The organism is Enemella evansiae (genome assembly GCF_002250705.1).
Lineage (GTDB): Bacteria > Actinomycetota > Actinomycetes > Propionibacteriales > Propionibacteriaceae > Enemella > Enemella evansiae.
This window is the reverse complement of record NZ_NMVP01000001.1, coordinates 525,236-546,409: the sequence shown is the minus strand read 5'-3', so window position 1 is coordinate 546,409 and position 21,174 is coordinate 525,236. Positions and strand designations below refer to the sequence as shown.

Sequence of the window (21,174 nt, the reverse complement as noted above, 5' to 3'; positions counted from 1 at the left end):
CATGTGTATGTGCGGTCGCTGACCCGCGACCATTTCCCGCCCGGGCCGGCGCCCGTTCGACCGCCCGGCCGCACCGTCCGCACCTGAGTCGGCGCGGGTCCATCATCAGATATCACCGGTGACCGGTTCGTGACGCGCATTTCGCCCCGACCGGGCAATTTCGCGTACCCGATCGCGCTTTCCACCCCAGAAGCCGGTTCCACCCTGCCCGAAATCAAATCGAATTCGAAGGAAACAGCAGATGACCATCATCGAGAACAACAACACCCGCACCGAAACGACCGAGATCACCGTCGAGAAGGTGACCGACTCCATCGGCGCCCGGATCCACGGGGTCCGGATCGGCGACGACCTCTCCCCCGACGCCGTCGACACGATCCGCCGGGCCCTGCTGGAGCACAAGGTGATCTTCTTCCCCGGCCAGCAGCACGTCACCGACGCCGAGCAGTACGAGTTCGCCGAGCGGCTCGGTACTCCGACCTCACCCCATCCGACCGTCCGCGGCCGCGAGCACTCGGTGCTGCAGATCAACTCCGAACACGGCAAGGCGAACAGCTGGCACACCGATGTCACCTTCGTGGACCGCATCCCCGCGATCAGCATCCTGCGCGCGGTGCAACTGCCCCAGTGGGGCGGCACCACCGTCTGGGCCAACACCGTCACCGCCTACCAGCGGCTGCACCCGGCCCTGCGGGCACTGGCCGACCGGCTCTGGGCGGTGCACACCAACCTCTACGACTACGTGGCCGACCGCGACGAACGCCGCATCGGTGGCGTCGACGTGCGCGAGCAGGCGTATCGCGAGGAGTTCCGCTCCCAGGTCTTCGAGACCGAGCACCCGCTGGTCCGCGTCCACCCCGAGACCGGTGAGCGGGCCCTGCTGGCCGGCCACTTCATCAAGCGGATCGTCGGGCTCAGCTCGAACGACTCCAAGGCGATCTTCGATCTGCTGCAACACCACATCACCCGGCTGGAGAACACCGTCCGCTGGAACTGGTCCGATGGCGACATCGCCGTCTGGGACAACCGCGCCACCCAGCACTACGGGGTCGCCGACTATGGCGACCAGCACCGGGTGCTGCACCGGATCACGGTCGCCGGCGACGTCCCGGTGAGCATCGACGGCGTCCGGTCCACACCCCGCCAGGGCGACGCCTCCGCCTTCTCCCCCGTCGACCCCGTCGACTGATTCCCAACCCCACAAGGAAAGAACGGCCGATGACCGCGAACCCGCCACTGAGCCGACGCCGATTGCTGCAGACCGCGGCCGGCGGCGGTGCCGCACTCGCCGTGCTCGGCGCGGCCGGCTGCCGCTCGGCAGTCAGCCGCGCCGCAGGGCCGACCGGTGAGGCCGGTCGACCGGTCCGCGGCGGCACCATCAACGCCGGGATCACCACCGACCTGATCCCCGGCAACTTCTTCACCAACACCACCGAGGGCATCACCGTCCTGATCGGGCTCGCCTTCGACACCCTGATCCGCTACCGCGCCGACTCGATCACCCCGACCCCGTGGCTGGCGACGTCCTGGCAGCTCGCCGACGACGGCCGCAGCCTCACCCTCGACCTCCGCGACGACGTCCGCTTCCACTCCGGTCGGCCGTTCACCACGAAGGATGTGGAGTTCTCGATCCGGACCTACGCCGACCCGCTGTGGACCGCGCAGCTGAAGAGCACCGCGGCGGCGGTGACCAGCTTCGACACCACCGACCCGTATCGGATCGTGCTCGGTTTCGCCCACCCGTTGGGCAACATCTTCGATCTGCTGGACACCGTCCCGATCGTCGACTCCGAGACTCTCGGCGACCTGCGCAACGGCAGCCGGTTCATCGGCACCGGCCCGTTCCGGGTGACGGGTTGGACGCCCAACTCCCGGCTCAGTTTCGAACGCAACCCCGACTACTGGGTGCCCGGCCGGCCCTATGCCGATGCCGTCGAGGTGACGGTGATTCCCGATGCGAAGGCGTTGCTGTCGGCCCTGCGCTCGGGTCAGATCGATTTCGCCGAGGGGCTCAGCTATCTGGACACCGCCACCGTCACCAGCCGGTCCGGGTTCGCCGATCTGCAGTTGACCGGTGCGGAGAAGCAGCTCTACGTCGGTTCCAACGTCCGGGCGAAACCCCTGGACGATCCGCGGGTGCGCCAGGCCATCGCGTACGCCCTGGATCGCGACCGGATCGTGGCGGAGGTGCTGCGCGGGGTCGGATACCCGATCAACCTGCCCTGGCCGCGCTATTCCCCCGCCTTCGACGCGGCCCGGAATTCCACCTACACACGAGATCTCGCCAGGGCCAAGGAGTTGGTGGCGCAGGTCGGTACGCTGCCGACGATCCCGTTCACCTACACCAGTCCGCAGCCGCTGCTCGATCCCACCGCGGCGATCATCCAGGCCGATCTGGCCGAGGTCGGCATCGCGGTGGAACTGCAGCCCATCGACAACTCCCAGTTCGCCAAACAGCTGATCGGGGCGAAGTTCCCCGGGCTGTGGCTGGCCATCCACTCCTGGGCGCAGTACACCCCGTCCACGCTGACGGTCAGCGCCTATCCGTTCAATGCACACAAGAACGCATCGCAGTTCACCTCGGAGCGCTACATCGCCGCCGCGGACGCCGCCTGGTCGATCCCCGACGGTGACTCACCGCAGGCGCGGCAGGCGTACGCGAAGGTCTCGGACAACCTGCTCGACTCACTGTTCCTGTCCGAGATCGCGATCGCGCTGCCCCAGTGGGCCCGCTCCACCCGGCTCCAGGGGACCGGGTGGACGAAGCGGTCCGAGGTGCTGCTCACCGATGCCTGGTTGACAGGAGACCGACCATGACCCGATACCTGCTGCGGCGGCTGCCGTCCGCGCTGCTGGTCCTGGTGCTGGCCTCGATGCTGATCTTCGGCATCCTGCGGCTGGTACCCGGCGATCCGGCCACCACCCTCGCCGGTCCGGACGCCACCCCCGAGGCCGTCGCCGCCATCCGGCACAGTCTCGGTCTGGATCTGTCGGTCCCCGAGCAGTACCTGGTCTGGGTGGGCAATCTGCTCCGCTTCGATCTGGGCCGCTCGTATCTGATTGGTGGTTCGATCAGCGAGCTGGTGCTCAGCGGGTTGGCGAACACCCTGGTGCTCTCCGGTGCGGCGATCCTGCTCGCGGTGCTGCTCAGCCTGGCCACCGCACTGCTCTGGGTCGGCTCCCGGTCGCGCTTCCTGGAGGCCCTCCTCACCGCCAGCAACACCCTGGCGGTCGCCCTGCCGACCTTCGTCACCGGCGTACTGCTGGTGCTGGTCTTCGGGGTCTGGCTGCCGATCCTGCCCTCGGGTGGCGTACCGCCGAACGGCTTTCTCGCCGAACCCGACATCGCAGCCCAATACCTGCTGCTGCCGGCGGTCTGCCTGGCCCTGCCCAGCTCGGCGAGCCTGGCCCGCTTCCTCGCCGAATCCTTGCGCAGCGAGCTTTCCGCGCCCCATGTGATGACCGCACGGGCCGCCGGCGTTCCGGAACGCCGGATCCTGCTCGCCCATGCCCTGCCGGCCGCCCTGCCCACCTATCTCACCGCCCTCGGCCTGCAGGCCGGCGCCCTGCTGGGTGGCGCCGTGCTGGTGGAGGCGATCTTCAGTTGGCCCGGTCTGGGCCAGCTCGCCGCCCAGGCGATCGACCGACGCGACTACCCCGTCGTGCAGGTCCTGCTGCTGCTCTCGGTGGCACTCTTCGTGGTCATCCAGCTGGCCACCGACCTGTTGCACGCCTACCTGGATCCGCGGATCCGGATCGGAGCCTGAAATGACCATCGACACCACCACCCGCGACGAACCGGTCGATCTCGCCGTCACCACCGGCCGACCCGAGCTGACCCCTGCGGCCGACGCGGGAGCCGAGGTGACCCGCCCGGTGACCGCGGCGCACCGCTGGCGAACCGCGTGGCTGTCCGGCCGCGGGCTGCTCGGCCTGGTGCTGCTGACCTCGTTGATCGCGGTGGCGCTGCTGGCACCGGTGCTGGCCCCCTACTCACCCACCCAGCAGCTCCCGCGCGCCAACCTGCTCGGCCCGAACCCGGCCCATCTGCTCGGCACCGACCAGGTGAACCGGGATGTCTTCTCCCGCACCCTCCACGGGTTGCGCACCGATCTGCTGATCGTCTTCGTCGCGGTCCCGATCGGGGCGGTCCTCGGCACCCTGCTCGCCCTGGCGGGCACCCTGGTCGGTGCGGTGGACATCGCCCTGCAGCGATTCTTCGATGTGTTGCTGGCATTCCCGACGCTGATCTTCGCGATCGGTCTCACCGCGGTGATCGGCCCCGGCACCTGGACGGTGATCGTGGTGATCGCGGTGGTGGAGACCCCGATCTTCGCTCGTCTGCTGCGGGCCTCGATCCTCCGGGTCTCCGCGCTGGCCTATGTGGACGCATCGCGGTCGATCGGCGCGGGCTCCGGTTGGGTGCTGCGTCGCCATGTGTTGCCGAACGCGTCCCAGCCGCTCGGGGTGCAGTTGGCGATCTCGTTGTCGTTGGCCGTCTTCGTGGAGAGTGCGATGAGTTTCCTGGGGATCGGGGTACGCCCGCCGCAGCCCTCGCTCGGCAGTCTGATCGCCGACGGCATCAACTACGTCAGCTTCAATCCGGCGTACGCCGTCGGCCCGCTCGCCGTCGTCGTGGTGCTCGTGCTCGCCCTCCAGCTGCTCGCCCAGGCGCTCGTCGGCACCGGACGGATCACCCGGTGAGCGCGGAGGTGCTGCGGGTCCGCGATCTGCGGATCCGCTTCGGTGACAGCGATACCGCTGCCGTCGACGGGGTGAGCTTCGGCCTCGCCCGCGGCGAGGTGCTGGCGATGGTCGGTGAATCCGGATCGGGCAAGACCATCACCGGGCAGGCGATCCTGGGACTGCTGCCGAGCAGCGCCCGCGCCACCGGTTCGATCGAGCTCGCCGCCGATGACGAACCCGCGATGGAGCTGCTGGCCGGGTCCGGGGTCGACTGGCGGGCCGTGCGGGGGCGACGGGTCGCGATGATCTTCCAGGAGCCACAGACCGCGCTCAACCCGGTCCGCACCATCGGGTGGCAACTCACCGAGGCGATCCGCGCCCATCGACCGGTGGGTCGCCGGGCCGCGTCACACCGGGCGAGCGAGCTGCTGGAGACCGTCGGCCTGCCCGAACCCGCACGACTGGCCGCGGCATATCCGCACCAGCTCTCCGGTGGCCAGAAGCAGCGGGTGGTGATCGCCCTGGCCCTGGCCGGTGACCCCGCGGTGCTGATCGCCGACGAGCCGACCACCGCGCTCGATGTCACCGTGCAGGCGGAAATCCTTGCCCTGTTGGCAGAGTTGCGGGATCGACTGGACACCGGGGTGCTGCTGATCACCCACAACATGGGGGTCGTCGCCGAGCTGGCCGATCGGGTGCTGGTGCTGCGGTCCGGGCAGCTGGTCGAGACCGGTGCGGTGGTCCCGCTGTTCGAGTCACCCGAGCACGGTTACACCCGCTCCCTGCTGTCGGCGGTACCGCGGCTGCCGGTCGACCAGGGGCCGGCCGAATCCGTGACCGAGCCGACCGACACCGAGACCCCGATCCTGGCGTACCGGGAGGTGAGCATCGACCACACCGGCCGCTGGGGGCATACGCCGGTCCGCGCGGTGTCCGGGGTGAGCCTCACCGTGCCCCGGGGTCGGGTGCTGGGCGTGGTCGGCGAGTCCGGATCGGGCAAGACCACCCTGGCTCGGGCGGCGCTGGGAGCGATCCCGGTGGCGGCCGGTCAGGTGGTGCTGGTGACCGGGACCGACCTCGCCCGCACGACCGGGGCGACCAGGCGGGGCCTGTTGCGCCGCATCGGTGTGGTGCATCAGGATCCGGCGAGCACCCTGGATCCGCTGCTCAGCGTCGGTGACAGCATCGCCGAACCGATCCAGGTGCATCGGGCTCTGCCGCCGCGGGCGGCCCGGAAACGGGTCGCGGAACTGCTGGAGCAGGTGAGCCTGCCCGCGGCCTTCGCGGCCCGGCGGCCGCACGAGTTGTCCGGTGGTCAACGGCAGCGGGTCGCCCTGGCCCGCGCGTTGGCCCTGGGCCCGGAACTGCTCATCGCCGACGAACCGACCAGCGCTCTCGATGCGACCGTGCAGGCCTCGGTGCTCGCCCTTTTCCAACGGCTGCAGCAGGAAATGGGCTTCGCCTGCCTGTTCATCAGCCACGACCTGGCGGTCGTCGGTGAGGTCAGCGACGAGGTGCTGGTGCTCCGCGGCGGTTCGGTCGTGGAACACGGCCCGGCTCGCCGGGTGCTGACGCGTCCCGAGCAGCCCTACACCCGCGCACTGCTCGATGCGGTGCCGCTGCCCGACCCGATCGCCCAGCGCTCGCGGCTGCGGCGTACCGCCTGACTCGATCGATCCGGGAGTGCCCAAACCTTCAAGACCGGACGCCCCGGGTCCGGCAGGCTCGGAGCATGGATCTGCGACTGACACCCAAGCTGCTGCTCGACGACCCCGACGCGGCGATCACCTTCTACACCAAGGCATTCGACGCCGACCTCACGTTCCGGATGGCCGACGACCGGGGTGTGGTGGTGCACGCCGAGCTGGAGCTCGAGGGCGGCGGTTTCGCGCTCGGGCAGAGCGTCGCCGAGTGGGGCTGGCAGGATCCGGGTTCGACCGGCGGGTCCCCGGTGCTGATCCTGCTCACCGTGCCCGATCCGGACGCCACCGCCGCGCGGATGGTGACCGGTGGGGCCGAGATCGTGATCCCGATCGAGGACCGCCCCTACGGCCGCCGCGAAGGCCGGGTACGCGATCCGTTCGGACACCTCTGGGTGCTCGGCACCGAACTGTGACCGCCGGGCCGGGTTCGCGGTGATTTTTACACTTTGACACTTTTCGTTACTGTGTATCCATGCGCGAGGCGAACATCGAGGAGGTGCTGAGGGCGGCGTACCGCTGCTTCTGCACCCATGGCTTCGCCGCCACCTCGGTCACCGAGATCGCCCAGGAGGCGGGCCTGTCCCGACCGACGATCTATCGGCATGTCGGCGGCAAGGAACAGGCCGAAACCCTGTTGATACAGCGAATCCTCGAACATCAGCTGGCCCTGGCCCGGACGGCGGCGAGTGCCGAGACCGGCATCGCGGACCGGGTCTGCGGCGTACTCGGCACCAAGATCGATCTGGCCCTGCGGCTCAAGGCCGACAGCCCCCGGCACGCCGAGGAGTTCCTTGCCGGTACCTCGGTGCGCCAGGCCGATGCCGTCCAGGAGTTCGTCGGCGGCCTCGGCGACCTGCTCACCGGAATCCTCACCCCCACGGGGAATCCCGACATCCCCGGCCTTGTCGACGTTCTGCTCACCTACGCCCGCGGCCTGGAATCCGACCTGGCCGACCCGGCGACCACCCATGCGCGGTTGGCGTCGGCGGTGCGACTGGTGATCGGAGAACGCGCCGACCCGATCGACCAAGGAGCTCGACCATGACGACCGTGACCGAACCCGGCCCCAACCGCTACTACCGCGACCAGCGAGCCTGGCAGGAACTGCAGCAGTTCCTGCCGGCCGAGTACCGGATCGACGAACAGACCGCGCCCACCGAGGAGTTCTGGCAGTGGCAGGGCCACCAGGTGCACCTGGAGCGTTATGCCCGCCCGGACTCGCCGGTGAAGGTGATCCTGCACCACGGAGTCGGCACCAACGGCCGGCAGCTGTCGCTGATCCTCGGCCGGCCGCTGGCCGAGCGCGGGATCGAGACGGTCGCGATCGACAATCTCGGATACGGCCTGACCCCCGTCGATCCCCGGGACCCGATCAGCTATGCCGACTGGGTCGAGTTGATGGTCGACTTCGTCACCGCCGAGCTGGACCGCGATGACCGGCCCATCTTCCTCTACGGCCTCTCCGCCGGCGGCATGCTCACCTACCAGGTCGCCGCGCGGTTCGAGCGCGGCACCCTGGGCGGGATCATCGGGATGACCTTCCTCGACCAGCGCGACCCCCGGGTACGCCGGGAGACCGCGCGCACACCGTTGGTCGGTGCGACCGCCGGTCTGCTCGCCCCGATCGCGGCGAGCCCGTTGGGCACGCGCCGGATCCCAATGAGTTGGGCGGCGAAGATGAGCGCCCTGGCCAACGACCCGGGCCCCATGCAGGTCTTCATGGCCGATGAGACCTCCGCGGCCAACAAGGTGTCCTTGCGTTTCCTGAACAGCTATCTCACCTACCAGCCGGCCCTCGAACCGGCCGACTTCGACCGCTGCCCGGTGCTGCTCACCCAGCCGGCGGCGGATCGCTGGTCGCCGCTGGAGCTGAGCGAACCGGTGCTGTCGGCGATCACCCAGGTGCCGGTGCACACCGTGCTGCTGGATGGTGCCGGACACTATCCGCTGGAGCAGCCCGGGCTGCGGCAGTTGCAGGACGTGGCCCACGAGTTCGTCAGCGGAACCTTCCGGCCCGGGCGGCGCTGACGGAGCACGCGGCGGCTGGCTAGCCTCGGCGGTGGCCCATCCCCCCACCCCGAGGCTCACATCATGCACAGCAGGAATTTCCTCGCCCGTACGACGATTCTGCTCACCGCACTCCTGACCCTGACCGTCGCGATCGGCACCCTGCCGGCACGGGCGGCCACCCGGACCGTCGACGTCGCCGGCGCGATGGCCGACAACACCGGCACGGCCCAGGTCACCGGTTACGTGGTCGGCCAGCCGACCGGCAGCGACACGATCACCCGGACCGCCGGTGACAACTACTCCCTGGCACTGGCCGACTCCGCGACCGAGACCAACCCATCGAAGATGCTGTCGTCCAGGTCACCGCCGCCTACCGCGCCCAGTGGGGACTGAAGTCCAATCCCGAACTCCTCGGCACCCGGATCAGGGTCACCGGCACCCTGCAGGCGTACTTCTCCCATCCGGGACTGAAATCACCGACCGCGTTCGCCACCGGATCCGGTACGCCGACACCCACCGGTTCGCCCACGGCCACCCCGACCAGCTCCCCGACGCCGAAGCCCACCCCCACCAGCACCGCCACCCCGGGGCCGGATCCGACCGGCTATTACGCCGGCACGGCCGGCCTGACCGGCGAGCCGCTGAAGCAGAAGCTGAACCAGATCATCAGCCGCCAGACGGTGCTGTCCTATGACCAGGTGTGGGACGGAATCGCCGACACCGATGAGGATCCGGCCAATCCGAACAACGTCATCCTGCTCTACACCGGACGGTCCCAGGCGAAGTCCGAGCGCGGCGGTGATGTCGATGACTGGAACCGCGAGCACGTCTGGGCCAAGTCGCACGGTGACTTCGGCACGGCCAACGGACCGGGTACCGATCTGCACCATCTGCGCGCCACCGACGTGACGGTGAACTCCACCCGCAGCAACAAGGATTTCGACCTGGGTGGCGACCCGCTCACCGAGGCACCGGCGAACCGCACCGATGCGGACTCGTTCGAACCGCGTGATGAGGTGAAGGGCGATGTGGCCCGGATGATCCTCTACATGGACGTGCGCTACGAGGGCGGGGACGGCAGGCCCGATCTGGAGGCCGTCGATCGCGTCGGCACCGGGACCGCACCCGAGATGGGCAAGTTGTCGGTGCTGCTGCAGTGGAACGACCAGGACCCGGTCTCCGAGACCGAACGTCGCCGCAACGAGGTCATCTTCACCAAGTGGCAGGGCAATCGGAACCCGTTCATCGACAACCCGCAGTTCGCCCGCGCGATCTGGGGTTGACCCACCCGCAACTCAGCGGGCGCACCGCCGAACCCGCTCACCGCCCGAACGGTAGTAATCGCTTACTCTTGATCGATGAGCGAGGAGTGACCCACTGGGGGTAGTCCGCCCGATATCGCAATTGTCGTTGAGATTTTCCGCAGAGCTCTTGCCGATCAACACAGTATGCGTTTACATTCAGTCCACCCCCAATGACGAGGAGTGGAAGACTCAATGTCGACGTCGAACCTCTGCAACGAACCCCATCCATCCGACCGTGCGGGTCTGAGCCGTCGCACCCTGCTGGGCGGCGCGGCGGCCCTCGGGGCCGCCGGCGCCCTGGGTCTCGGCGGCGCGCTCGCCGGCACCCGACCGGCGGCCGCGGTCACCCAGCAACGCACCCAGCTGACCACCGCCTGCATCGCGGCCCGGCCCACCGAGCAGGATCGAACCTTCCAGGTGCTGACGGCGAGCGATCTGCGCTCCACCGGTTACTACCTGCCACCGAACACCGAACTCCGGGTGACCGTGGCCGCCGCCACCGCCGAACGCTGTGAACTGGTCGTCGGCGCCCCGGACACCCATCCGGATCCGAGCAAGCGCGCGCCGCGCAGCTACCCCCTGCGTACCGGATCACAGAAGATCACCGACCCGATCGGCGGGGTCCTCTACTGGAAGGTGATCGGGTCGCAGGGCTACCTGCGCGCCACCCTGGGCGAGACCGCCCAACCCATGCCGTACTTCGTCTACGGCGAAACCAATGAGCTGGAGTTCCAGCGCCAGCTCGACTCTCGCCCGACGCCGTTCGTCGAACTGGTGAGTGCCCACGCCATGCTCACCGTGCACCGCGAGTCGATGACGCAGTACCGCGGTGAGGACCACAACGAACTGATGAGCCTCTACGAGGAGATCATCGGCATCGAGGATGCCGTGGCCGGCATGGACGGCACGACGCCCACCCACGCCCGGTTGGCGCACAAGTATCACTTCATCACCTTCCCCGGTGGCATCGCCGGTGTCGGGGCGTACGCCACCCACGGTCACATGTCCTTCCCCACCCCGATCCAGGACCGGTTGCTCACCGTCGAGGGGGTGCGGATGCGCGGCTGGGGCCTCTACCACGAGCTCGGGCACCAGCATCAGCAGACGGTCTACAAGCCGTCGTCGCTGACCGAGGTCACGGTGAACATCTACGCCCTGGCAGTGAATGCGGCCTTCGCCGTCAAGTACGGGCAGCTGCCGCGGCTGCATTCACCGCAGGCCGACGGGCAGAGCGAATGGGAGCGGGCCTTCCCGAAGATCGGATCGCCGGGGGTGGACTTCTTCACCACCTTCACCGCCTTCGAGAAGGTCGTCATGTTCGAGCAGTTGCGCCTGGCCTTCGGGGACGACTTCCAGCCGAAGGTGCACAAGCTGATCCGGGATGAGCGGCCCGATCCCGGTGCCTACGACGACGAGGCGTACCGACTCGGTCAGCTCGTCTTCTACTATTCGAAGGCCGCCGGTGCGAACCTGCTGCAGTTCTTCGACCGGTGGGGGATGCCGATGACGGCCGACACCCGGAACCGGGTGACCGCCCTGGGTCTTCCGCAACCGTCGGTGGACCCGAGCACGATCCGCGATGAGCAGGGCGCCCGGCTGACCAGCCGGATCCTCGCGTCACCGCAACTGCGCACCGCGAACGGTCTTCGCTGACGCAGCGGGATCAGTCCTCGAAGGCCTCCGGCGGCGGGCAGGAGCAGATCAGGTTCCGGTCGCCGTAGGCACCGTCGATCCGGGAGACCGCCGGCCAGTACTTGTCGTGGCCGATAGCCTCGATCGGGCCGGCATGCCGACCCGCCGGGTAACCGGCGATCGTCCGCGAGTAGGGATGGGTCCACTCGTCGGCGGTCACCCGGAGCAGCGGGTGCGGCGCGTTCGCCAGCGGGTTGTCATCGGCCGGCCACTCCCCCGCGGCGACCTGGTCGATCTCGCGGCGGATCGCGATCATCGCGTCACAGAAGCGATCCAGCTCATCCAGGCTCTCCGATTCGGTCGGCTCGACCATCAGGGTGCCGGCCACCGGGAAGCTCATCGTCGGGGCGTGGAAGCCGTAGTCGATCAGCCGCTTGGCGACATCGTCGACGGTGATCCCGGTCCGTTTGGTGAGCGGTCGCAGATCCAGGATGCACTCGTGGGCGACCAGGCCGCCGTCACCGGCGTACAGCACCGGATAGTGCTCGGTCAGTCGATGCGCGACATAGTTCGCGGCCAGCACCGCGTGCTGGGTCGCCTGTCGCAACCCCGCCGCCCCCATCATCGCGATGTAGGCCCAGGAGATCGGCAGGATGCCGGCCGAGCCGAACGGACTGGCCGAGATCGGGCCCACCCCGGTGTCCGGGCCCGCCTCGGGCAGCAGCGGGTGACTGGGCAGATGCGGTACCAGATGCTCGGCCACCGCGACGGGTCCGACACCGGGCCCACCGCCGCCGTGCGGGATGCAGAAAGTCTTGTGCAGGTTGAGATGCGAGACATCGCCACCGAACTGTCCGGGCTGGGCGACCCCGCACAGGGCGTTCAGGTTGGCACCGTCGATGTAGACCTGACCGCCGGCCTCGTGCACCAGCTCGCACAACTCGGTGACGGTCCGCTCGTAGACACCGTGGGTGGAGGGATAGGTGATCATGATCGCGGCGAGCTGGTCGCGGTGCTGATCGATCTTGACCCGCAGGTCCTCCAGATCGACCGACCCGTGTTCATCGGACTTGACCACGGCCACCTTCATCCCGGCCATCGCCGCCGAGGCCGCGTTGGTGCCGTGCGCCGAGGACGGGATCAGGCAGACGATGCGCTGGTCGTCGCCGTTGGCGCGATGGTAGGCGCGGATGGCCATCAACCCGGCGAACTCGCCCTGGGAACCGGCGTTGGGCTGGATGGAGACCCTGGCGTACCCGGTGATCGCGGCCAGCCAGTCCTGCAGGGAGCCGATCAGCTCGAGATAGCCGGCGGCATCGTCGACCGGTGCGAAGGGGTGCAGGTTGGCGAAGCCGTCGTAGGAGATCGGCTCCAGCTCGGCGGTCGCGTTCAGCTTCATCGTGCAGGAACCCAGCGGGATCATCCCGCGGTCCAGCGCGAAGTCGCGGTCCGAGAGCGCGCGCAGGTAGCGCAGCATCTCGGTCTCCGAATGGTAGGTGTTGAACACCGGGTGGGTGAGGAAGTCCTGCTCGCGCGAGCGACCGGCCAGGTCCCCCTGTTCGCTGTCGGACAACGTGCCGCCGAGGGCCTCGGCGACGGCGGCCAGGTCGGCCTCGGTGGCGTCCTCACCGACCGCGATACCGACGGTGTCGGCGTCCACCAGTCGCAGGTGCACGCCGCCCTCGCGCGCGGTGTCGACGATCTCCGCGGCCCGGCCGGGGACGCGGAGCTGCACGGTGTCGAAGAAGGTGTCGTGCACCAGCTCGGCACCGGTCGCGGTGGCCGCGGCGGCGATCCGGCGGGCGTTGCGGGACACCTGCTCGGCGATCCGGGTGAGCCCCGCGGGGCCGTGGTAGCAGGCGTACATGCCGGCGACGACGGCGAGCAGCACCTGCGCGGTGCAGATGTTGGAGGTCGCCTTCTCGCGGCGGATGTGCTGCTCGCGGGTCTGCAGGGCGAGCCGGTACGCCGCCGTGCCGTCGGCGTCCTTGGAGACCCCGACCAGCCGGCCCGGCAGGTTGCGCTGCAGCTGGGTGCCGACGGCGATGAAGCCGGCATGCGGCCCGCCGTAGAACAGCGGCACGCCGAAGCGCTGGGAGGAGCCGACAGCGATATCGGCACCCCAGCTCGCCGGCGCCTCGGTGATCGTCTGGGCGAGCAGGTCGACCGCGGCGATCACCAGTGCATTGTTCTCGTGCGCCTTGTCCGCGATCGCCGCGAGCTCGGCCACCGGGGCGAGCCGCCCGGAGGCACCGGGGGTCTGCACGACGACCGCGAACGCCTCATGGGTCTGCAGTGCGGTGACCAGGTCACCCTCGGCCACCACGACCTCGAAGCCCATCGCGCGGGCCCGGGTACGGACCACCTCGACGGTCTGCGGCAGCGTGTCGGCATCGAGCAGCACCACATCGCCCTTGCGGGTGGCGCGGCGGGCCATCATCACCGCCTCGGCGACGGCGGTGCCCTCATCCAGCAGCGAGGCGCCGGCCACGGTCAGCCCGGTGAGGTCGGAGACCACGGTCTGGAAGTTCAGCAGCGCCTCCAGCCGACCCTGGGAGATCTCCGGCTGATAGGGGGTGTACGCGGTGTACCAGGCCGGATCCTCCAACACGTTGCGGCGGATCACCGCGGGGGTGATCGTGCCGTGGTAGCCGAGGCCGATCATCGCGGTGAGCGGATTGTTCAACGCGGCCAGCCCGGCCAGCGCGTCCTCGACGGCCTGCTCGCTGACCGGCTCCGGCAGCTCGGGCAGCTCCGCGGAGCGGATGGCGGCCGGGACGGCGCGTTCGATCAACTCATCGAGCGACCCGAGGCCGAGCGACTCCAGCATCCGGGCGGTCTCGGCGGCGTCCGGGCCGATGTGGCGGGCGGCGAATCCGGCGGGCTGGGGGTCGGACATCAGGCGTACTCCTCGCAGGCTTCCCGGTGCGCCCGCCTCTCGAGCGCCCTCGTCCTGCTCCATCCGCGATCCTAGTGCCGTCTCGCGATGCGGGCACCCCGCCAGGGGGCGCACGGTGCCGCACCCATCTCAGAACCGTTGACGGCTTGTCGACAACGGCTCTAGATTCAGGGCCCCCGAGAGAGGGAGACCCCGATGCGACGACGCACCTTCCTCGCCCTGGCCGGGGGCACGGCCGCGGCGACGCTGTCGGGGTGCACCGCGAGCGACAGCGGCGCCCTGCGCTTCGAGGGCTGGGATTTCGAACCACAGTTGGTGGAGCAGAATCTGGCCCGGTTCATGCAGCGGAATCCGCAGATCAGGGTCGAGTACACCCCGATCACCAGCGCCCAGTTCATCCAGAAGATCACCGCGGAGTTCATGGGTGGCTCCGGCCCGGACGCCATGTACATGTACGACGACTACTTGGCCAGCGCCGTCGAGGCCGAATGGTTGCAGCCGATCGACGGACTGCCGGGGGTCGACCGGATCTACGAGGCGATCTATCCGGTCAACGCCCAGGCGATGAGCTATGCCGGCAGGCGCTGGGGGGTGCCCTACTACACCGACAGCACCTGCCTGACCTACAACCGCCGGATGCTCGACCAGGCCGGGATCAAGGCGCCCCCGCGCAGCCTCGAGGAGCTGGAGGCGCAGTGCCTGACCATCCGGGACCGGACCGGGATGCGTTCGCCGGTGGGGATCAGCGCCCAGCTGCAGGACACCGCGTGGAGCTGGTGGTGGTCGCTGGTGTACGCCAACGAGGCCGACATCTTCACCCCGGAGCTGGCCCCGGCGGTGGCCGCACCGTCCTCCCCGCTGCCGGGGATCCTGGAGTGGCTGCAGCAGGCCTCGCGCAATCAGGTCGTCGACCCGGCCGCCGTGCAGACCGGTGCGATCCCGTTGGACAACGCGATGATGGCCGGCCAGTACGCGTTCATGTTCGGCGCCCGCTATTCGCTGCGGAAGTACAACGATCCGAAGAAGTCCAAGGAGGCCGGCAATCTGGCCGCGGCGCTGATCCCGGGGCTGAATCCGGACACCCGGGGCACCGCGGGCAGCACCCGGATGTATGTGATCAAGGCCGATACCGAGCTCCGCGACCAGGCGATGACGCTGCTGAACTATCTCGGCGGCTTCGGCGATGAGAACTATCCCTACACCGCGAAGTTCTGGTTCGACCAGCAGGGGCTGGGCTATCCGTTCCGGGAACTGGCGGGTGACCCGCAGATCCAGGCCGACCTGGCCAAGTGGATCGATCCGGTGGTGTACGCCGAGCTGGCCGATGCGGCCCGGCCGCGCAGCATCACCGCGGTGCCCTGGTACGCCGAGTTCGAGGCGGCGCTGCAGCGGCGCACCCAGGAGGTGTTGATCGGCCAGGTGTCCCCCGCCGACGCCTGCCGCCAGCTCGATGAGACCGCGCAGACCCTGGTGCAGCGCTATGCCTGAGGTCGTCACCGCCACCCGGTCGAGCACCCGCCGGGCCTGGCTGCTGAACCTGCCGATGATCGTCATCCTGGCGCTGCTGGTGGCGTACCCGATCGGTTATTCGTTCTGGGTCAGCCTGCACCGCTACAACGTCCGGCGGCCGCGGGCGATCCGCTTCATCGGGCTGGAGAACTATGTCTCGCTGTGGCAGGACCCGGCGTTCCTGCACTCGCTGGCGGTGACCGGGGCGTTCGTGGTGGTGGTCGTGGCGGCCACGGTGGTGCTGGCCTTGACGCTGGCGATCGTGCTGCACCAGAGCTTCCCCGGGCGCGGGGTGCTGCGTTCGCTGGCGCTGCTGCCGTGGGCGATGCCCGGGGTGGTCAACGGGCTGATGTGGCGAACCATCTTCGACGCCAAGACCGGCGCCCTGAACGGCCTGCTCACCCAGCTCGGCATCATCGACACCTATCAGGCGTGGCTCTCCTCCCCGGTCAGCGCGTTCTGGTTCACCGCGCTGGCGCAGGTCTGGAACACGATGCCGTTCGCCACGATTCTGTTGCTGGCTGGGCTTTCCACGATTCCGAAGGAGCTGCACGACTCGGCCGCGGTGGATGGTGCCGGGGTGGTCAGCCGGTTCACCAACATCACCCTGCCGTGGCTGCTGCATCCGCTGCTGATCGTGCTGATCCTGGAGACGATGAACTCCTTCCGGGCCTTCGACACGATCTATGTGCTGACCGGTGGCGGACCGGGCAACGCCACCGAGGTGATCGCGGTGCTGAACGTGCGCACCGCGCTCTTCTACACCGATTTCGGGATGGGCAGCGCGTACTCCTGGATGATCACCATCTTCACCCTGGTCATCTCGGTGATCTATGTCGGCATCCTCTATCGACGGGGGAACTTCGAGTCATGAGCACCGCCACCTCCACCCCGTCCACCGGCACGCCACCCGCGGGACCCCGGTCGGGTGCCCCGACTCCGCGGCGCCGGCGGCGCGGTCTGGGCCAGCGGATCCTGCTGTGGGTGCTGGCGTTGCTGTTCGCGGCCTGGTTCATCCTGCCGTTCTACTGGATCGTGGCGATGAGCTTCATGACCGAGGCGGAGGCGATCGCCGTGCCGCCGCACTGGATTCCGCAGAATCCGACGCTGAGCAACTACCTGAGCTTCATCGACCCGCAGGGCAACCAGAGCCTGGTCGGTGGCCGCGCGGTCGAGGAAACCCCTTTCGCACTGAGGAATTCGATGATCGTGGCGCTGGCGACGGCGCTGCTCAATCTGGTGATCTCGGTGCCGGCCGGGTACGCCTTCGCGCGGCTGGAGTTCCGCGGTTCCAAGGCGCTGCTGATCGGCTATCTGATGACCCGGATGGTGCCCAGTGTGGCGATCATCATCCCCTTCTATCTGATGATGAAACAGGCCGGGCTGCTGAACACCTACGGGGCGCTGATCCTGTCCTATCTGACGTTCACGCTTCCGGTGACGGTGTGGGTGCTCAAGGACTTCTTCCGGACCGTACCGCGGGAACTCGAGGAGGCGGCCCGGGTCGATCGGGCGAACTGGTTGCAGACCGTCTGGCACGTGTTGCTGCCGGTCTCGGCACCGGGTCTGGTGGCGGCCGCGGTGTTCTCGTTCATGACCGCGTGGAGTGAGTTCATGTTCGCGCTGTTCATGACCTCGACCCGGGCGGCGAAGACGATGCCGGTGGTGGCGGCGAACTTCGCCACCGATCTGAACACCTCGTTCACGCTGATGTCCGCCGCCGGCGTACTCGCGGTGCTGCCGCCGCTGATCCTGGTGCTGATCTTCCAGCGGCTGATCGTGCAGGGGATGGCCGCCGGGTCGGTGAAGGGCTGAGACTCAGCCGGCGTCGCGGGCGCGGCGCCGGCGGGAGAGCTCGTCGTCGAGCAGGGCCGGCTGCCCGGGCTCCTCGTCCACGGCGGCGGCTGCCTCGCTGCGCTCGGCGGGCAGCTCGAGCAGGCTGCCCTCGAGGTCCTTCCAGACCGAGCCGAGCGCGATGCCGAACATGCCCTGGCCGCCGCGCAGCAGGTCGATCACCTCGTTGTCGGTGGTGCACTCGAAGACCGAGACGCCGTCGCTCATCAGGGTGACCTCGGTCAGGTCGTTGATGCCGCGGGCGCGCAGGTGCTCGATCGCCTTGCGGATCTGCTGCAGCGAGATGCCGGCGTCGATGAGCCGCTTGATCACCTTGAGGATCAGGATGTCGCGGAAGGAGTAGAGGCGCGGGTTGCCGGAGCCAGTGGCGTCGCGGATGGTGGGGGTGACCAGTCCGGTACGCGCCCAGTAGTCCAGCTGCCGGTAGGTGATCCCGGCCGCGTTGCCGGCCACCGGACCGCGGAAGCCCACGTCCTCGGGCACCGGCGAGAAGTCGCCGTCGAAGAGCAGGTCCTGACCGACCTGCGGCTGCTTCTCCGGCTGCACCTCGCGGCTGCTGTTCACTGTTCCTCACTCAGGGGGAAGTCGGTCATGGCTGACCGGCAATCGGCCCGGGCGCAAACTCCATCGGAGGGATTACCCGGTTGGGATTAACCAGCACGCTAGGCCCCGCTCCGCACCCGGTCAACGACACCCCGCTGGTGTCGCGCGTCGGGGTGAAACCGTTGCCTTCCCGAGACCTTCCGGGCAAAGCGGTGCTGACTAGGGGTTTTGCGACGCTACGCCGCAGCGGCGCCAGGTCTGGGCGGCACCCGGGCACGGGTCGAGTGGCACTTGAGGTTTGCCCCGTACGCCGCATCGCTCGACTCCCCCGGCGTCCCGGCTCAGTTCTCCGGCGGTTCGTCGCCGGTGACGAAGTCGTCGGGGTTGACGTGATCGAGGAACTCCCGGAACTTCTCCACCTCGTCGTCGTCCTCCTCCTCGGGGACGTCGATGCCGGCCGCATCCAGCACGTCCTCGGCACAGAGGATCTCGGCACCGTTGCGGACCGCCAGGGCGATCGCATCCGAGGGCCGCGAGGACACCTCGACGCCGTCGATGATCAGGTTGGCCCGGAAGACTCCCTCTTCCAGCTCGGTGATGTGCACCTCGGTGAGCCGGTGCCCGAGGGCGTTCAGCACATCGAGCATCAGGTCGTGGGTGAGGGGCCGCGGCGGCACCAGCCCCTCCTGCGCCCCGGCGATCGAGGACGCCTCGTTGGCGCCGATCCAGATCGGCAGGTAGCGGTGCCCGCCGACCTCCCGCAGCAGCACCATCGGGATGTTTGAGGGCATCTCCACCCGGACGCCCATGAGATCGAGTTCCCGCATGGTTCAAGACTACTCGTCGCGTCCGCACCGCGAACACCGGCAACTACTTTCCATCGGAGCAAGTACTTGCTATTGTCCCGACATGAACGAGGTCAGTCCGAAGGAAGCACGTGACCGGCTCGCCGATGCCGAACGGCAGCGACAGGCCATCACACGAAACCTGTCCCATGCGACCCGCTCCTTCCGGATCGTCGCCTTCCTGCTGCTCGGCACCGCCTTGGCCATGTATCCCTACTGGGCGCTGCCACGCTGGTGGATCCTGGTGGTGCTCGGATCGCTCATCGTGGGGACGATCGCCAGCTGTTTCGACTACTACGGGCACCTCGCCTACCCACGGGCCGCCGTGCGTGAGGTCCTGGCGACGGTGGCGGTGATGGTGGTGTTCTATCTCGGCATGTGGTTCAGCGGGCAGCTGCATGCGGCCGGCCAGCCCTGGTGGATCAGCGGTACACCCTGGCTGGGGGCCGGCATCCTGTCCGGCGCGGGCTTCTGGGCGCTCGGTCAGCGGGTCGGCCGATGAGTCATCCCCGGCACCGACTCGACGACCGGTTCACCTCACCGATTCGGCTGTCCATCGTCGCAGCCCTCGCCCAGGTCTCGAAGGCCGAGTTCCGGGTGATCCGGGAGACGGTCGAGGTCTCCGATTCGACGCTCTCCAAGCAGCTCACCCAACTCGCCGACGCCGGTTATCTCACGATCAGCAAGGCCGCCCATGGCCGACACACCCGCACCTGGCTGAGCCTGACGCAGTCGGGGCGCCGCGCCCTCGACGAGCACCTGGCAGCCTTGCGCGAGATCGCCGAAACCACCCCGGCCAACTCCGAAGCCGAGCATCACGAATGATCATGGACAATTCGACTCTTCATCCGCACTATTCAAATATAAGTACGAATATTCCATGATCATTCCACAACGCCCACCTGGCGCCCGGTTCAGCGGTCCGCGGCGATCCGCATCATCGCGGCGTGCACGTGGATCATCAGCTGGGTGGCGTCCCGGGCGACGTTGCGGTTCGCACCGGCGCGGCGCTGGAACGGGGCGACCGCCTGCTCGATCAGCCCGTATTCGCGGCTCGCGAAGCTCTTCACCTGGCGCAGATGCCGGGCGTCGATGCCGAACTCGGCGAGCCGGCGGGCGGCGATCGCGATCGTGACCGCGTCCCGGTTGTAGAAGGTGGTCCCGCGCCGGGGCGCGATGATGTGCTCCTTCTCCAGCTCCACCAGGGCCGGTTCGGTGAGCCCGCTGGCCTCCAGCAGCTCCCGACGCGACATCCGCAGCGGACGCGGTGGCTGCCCGGCCGGCGGCCGCGGCGGGGCGGGTGCGACACCGGCCGACGGCGGAGCCCCGTTCGGTTGCTCGGGGCTGACCGTGGGCCGCGGTGATTCCAACCGGGGCGGTGCCATCCCGCGGTCCATCATGTCCAGGTGCTCGCGGATCACCTTGAGCGGCAGATAATGGTTCTTCTGCACCGACAGGATGTAGCGCAGCCGCTCGACGTCGGTGTCGGCGTAGCGGCGGTAACCGGATGGGGCGCGCTCCGGCGAGACCAGGCCCTCGCTCTCCAGGAACCTGATCTTCGAGATGGAGATGTCCGGGAACTCGGTCTTGAGGATGGTCAGGACCTGCCCGATGCTGCGCATTCCTGGGGCCATCAGTCCGATCCGCGCGCCGGCTTCGCGAAGTAGACCATGCGGAACTTGCCGATCTGGACCTCATCGCCGGGCTTGAGGAGCACCTCGCCGTCGATCAGGGTCCGGTTGACGTAGGTGCCGTTCAGGCTGCCCACATCGGCCACCGTCGTGCCCTCGGCGGTCCGGGTGAACCGCACATGGTGGCGGGACACCGTGATGTCGTCCAGGAAGATGTCGGAATCGGGATGCCGCCCCGCGGTCGCCTCATCGGAGTCGAGCAGGAATCGGGCGCCGGCGGACGGCCCGCGGTGCACGATCAGCAGCGCATGCCCCTCGGGCAGCGAACCGACGGCCGCCTCGTCCTCGGCGGAGAGCTCCCCCGCCGCCGGATTCTCCTCCGCCACCGAGGGGATGACCTTGGTGGTGTCGCTGCCGGCGGTCTGGTCGAGCTCGACCCGGATGTGCTCGGTGCGCACCTGCGGCTCCCCGCACTGGCTGCAGTAGTTGCTGCCCTCGGGATTGTTGTGTCCGCACTTGGTGCAGTAAGGCATTCGGGCGCCTCCCTGTCCGGGGGTG

The 21,174-nt window shown here is 68.6% G+C and carries 21 protein-coding genes; 16 read left to right on the top strand and 5 right to left on the bottom strand.

The annotated features are described in order from the left end of the window. Window positions 1–241: 241 nt before the first annotated feature. From BI335_RS02600 to BI335_RS02555, 11 genes are all read left to right on the top strand, one after another. Window positions 242–1,189 (top strand): TauD/TfdA dioxygenase family protein, encoded by a 948-nt coding sequence (locus BI335_RS02600; protein WP_094429556.1) that lies wholly within the window; start codon window positions 242–244, stop codon window positions 1,187–1,189. Window positions 1,190–1,218: 29 nt separating this feature from the next. After that, entirely contained in the window at window positions 1,219–2,817 is a 1,599-nt protein-coding gene (locus BI335_RS02595; RefSeq protein WP_094429555.1) for an ABC transporter substrate-binding protein, read from the top strand. Continuing rightward, complete coding sequence (locus tag BI335_RS02590; protein WP_094358328.1) at window positions 2,814–3,767, top strand: ABC transporter permease; 954 nt, start codon at window positions 2,814–2,816, stop codon at window positions 3,765–3,767. Before BI335_RS02595 ends, BI335_RS02590 begins: the two co-directional genes overlap by 4 nt. A 1-nt stretch (window position 3,768) precedes the next feature. Further along, window positions 3,769–4,704, top strand: a complete 936-nt coding sequence (locus BI335_RS02585) for an ABC transporter permease (protein WP_094429554.1) — start codon at window positions 3,769–3,771, stop codon at window positions 4,702–4,704. Beyond that, window positions 4,701–6,353 carry a dipeptide ABC transporter ATP-binding protein gene (locus BI335_RS02580; protein ID WP_094429553.1) on the top strand — a complete coding sequence of 551 codons (1,653 nt, stop codon included), beginning with the start codon at window positions 4,701–4,703 and terminating at the stop codon, window positions 6,351–6,353. Before BI335_RS02585 ends, BI335_RS02580 begins: the two co-directional genes overlap by 4 nt. 65 nt (window positions 6,354–6,418) lie before the next feature. Next, entirely contained in the window at window positions 6,419–6,802 is a 384-nt protein-coding gene (locus BI335_RS02575; RefSeq protein WP_094358322.1) for a VOC family protein, read from the top strand. Window positions 6,803–6,861: 59 nt separating this feature from the next. Beyond that, window positions 6,862–7,434 (top strand): TetR/AcrR family transcriptional regulator, encoded by a 573-nt coding sequence (locus BI335_RS02570; protein WP_094429552.1) that lies wholly within the window; start codon window positions 6,862–6,864, stop codon window positions 7,432–7,434. Continuing rightward, window positions 7,431–8,417: an alpha/beta hydrolase gene (locus BI335_RS02565; protein WP_094429551.1), complete on the top strand. Its 987-nt coding sequence runs from the start codon at window positions 7,431–7,433 to the stop codon at window positions 8,415–8,417. The genes BI335_RS02570 and BI335_RS02565 overlap by 4 nt, the downstream gene beginning before the upstream one ends. Window positions 8,418–8,480: 63 nt before the next feature. Further along, window positions 8,481–8,792 carry a DUF6359 domain-containing protein gene (locus tag BI335_RS22350; RefSeq protein WP_411266740.1) on the top strand — a complete coding sequence of 104 codons (312 nt, stop codon included), beginning with the start codon at window positions 8,481–8,483 and terminating at the stop codon, window positions 8,790–8,792. Between the two features lie 287 nt (window positions 8,793–9,079). After that, the gene (locus BI335_RS21755; protein WP_229119429.1) at window positions 9,080–9,682 is read left to right on the top strand and encodes an endonuclease I family protein; all 603 of its coding nucleotides are present in this window, start codon (window positions 9,080–9,082) and stop codon (window positions 9,680–9,682) included. A gap of 213 nt (window positions 9,683–9,895) precedes the next feature. Beyond that, entirely contained in the window at window positions 9,896–11,356 is a 1,461-nt protein-coding gene (locus BI335_RS02555) for a M60 family metallopeptidase (RefSeq protein WP_094429550.1), read from the top strand. Window positions 11,357–11,366: 10 nt separating this feature from the next. Here the strand turns inward: BI335_RS02555 and gcvP are convergent, their stop codons facing one another. Beyond that, window positions 11,367–14,234 carry an aminomethyl-transferring glycine dehydrogenase gene (gene gcvP, locus BI335_RS02550; RefSeq protein WP_094429549.1) on the bottom strand — a complete coding sequence of 956 codons (2,868 nt, stop codon included), beginning with the start codon at window positions 14,232–14,234 and terminating at the stop codon, window positions 11,367–11,369. A 195-nt stretch (window positions 14,235–14,429) separates the two neighbouring features. Between gcvP and BI335_RS02545 the strand changes: the two genes are divergently transcribed. Genes BI335_RS02545 through BI335_RS02535 form a run of 3 tightly spaced genes read left to right on the top strand, consistent with a single transcriptional unit; the run spans window position 14,430 to window position 17,558 of the window. Next, window positions 14,430–15,722 carry an extracellular solute-binding protein gene (locus tag BI335_RS02545; protein WP_094429548.1) on the top strand — a complete coding sequence of 431 codons (1,293 nt, stop codon included), beginning with the start codon at window positions 14,430–14,432 and terminating at the stop codon, window positions 15,720–15,722. Beyond that, entirely contained in the window at window positions 15,715–16,617 is a 903-nt protein-coding gene (locus tag BI335_RS02540; protein ID WP_166646658.1) for a carbohydrate ABC transporter permease, read from the top strand. Before BI335_RS02545 ends, BI335_RS02540 begins: the two co-directional genes overlap by 8 nt. Continuing rightward, window positions 16,614–17,558, top strand: a complete 945-nt coding sequence (locus BI335_RS02535) for a carbohydrate ABC transporter permease (protein ID WP_094429546.1) — start codon at window positions 16,614–16,616, stop codon at window positions 17,556–17,558. The genes BI335_RS02540 and BI335_RS02535 overlap by 4 nt, the downstream gene beginning before the upstream one ends. 3 nt (window positions 17,559–17,561) lie before the next feature. Here the strand turns inward: BI335_RS02535 and BI335_RS02530 are convergent, their stop codons facing one another. Then, window positions 17,562–18,161 carry a MerR family transcriptional regulator gene (locus BI335_RS02530; RefSeq protein ID WP_094358304.1) on the bottom strand — a complete coding sequence of 200 codons (600 nt, stop codon included), beginning with the start codon at window positions 18,159–18,161 and terminating at the stop codon, window positions 17,562–17,564. A gap of 320 nt (window positions 18,162–18,481) precedes the next feature. Next, the gene (locus tag BI335_RS02525; RefSeq protein ID WP_094358302.1) at window positions 18,482–18,967 is read right to left on the bottom strand and encodes a bifunctional nuclease family protein; all 486 of its coding nucleotides are present in this window, start codon (window positions 18,965–18,967) and stop codon (window positions 18,482–18,484) included. Window positions 18,968–19,049: 82 nt separating this feature from the next. On the opposite strand from BI335_RS02525, the gene BI335_RS02520 reads away from it, so the two are divergent. Both BI335_RS02520 and BI335_RS02515 read left to right on the top strand, forming a co-directional pair. Next, window positions 19,050–19,487: a hypothetical protein gene (locus tag BI335_RS02520; protein ID WP_094429545.1), complete on the top strand. Its 438-nt coding sequence runs from the start codon at window positions 19,050–19,052 to the stop codon at window positions 19,485–19,487. Beyond that, complete coding sequence (locus BI335_RS02515; protein ID WP_094425133.1) at window positions 19,484–19,810, top strand: winged helix-turn-helix domain-containing protein; 327 nt, start codon at window positions 19,484–19,486, stop codon at window positions 19,808–19,810. Before BI335_RS02520 ends, BI335_RS02515 begins: the two co-directional genes overlap by 4 nt. 89 nt (window positions 19,811–19,899) lie before the next feature. Here BI335_RS02515 and ftsR read toward each other — a convergent pair whose 3' ends face one another. Next, window positions 19,900–20,619 (bottom strand): transcriptional regulator FtsR, encoded by a 720-nt coding sequence (gene ftsR, locus BI335_RS02510; protein ID WP_094429544.1) that lies wholly within the window; start codon window positions 20,617–20,619, stop codon window positions 19,900–19,902. Next, entirely contained in the window at window positions 20,619–21,149 is a 531-nt protein-coding gene (locus BI335_RS02505; protein WP_094358294.1) for an FHA domain-containing protein, read from the bottom strand. The genes ftsR and BI335_RS02505 overlap by 1 nt, the downstream gene beginning before the upstream one ends. Window positions 21,150–21,174 lie beyond the last annotated feature (25 nt).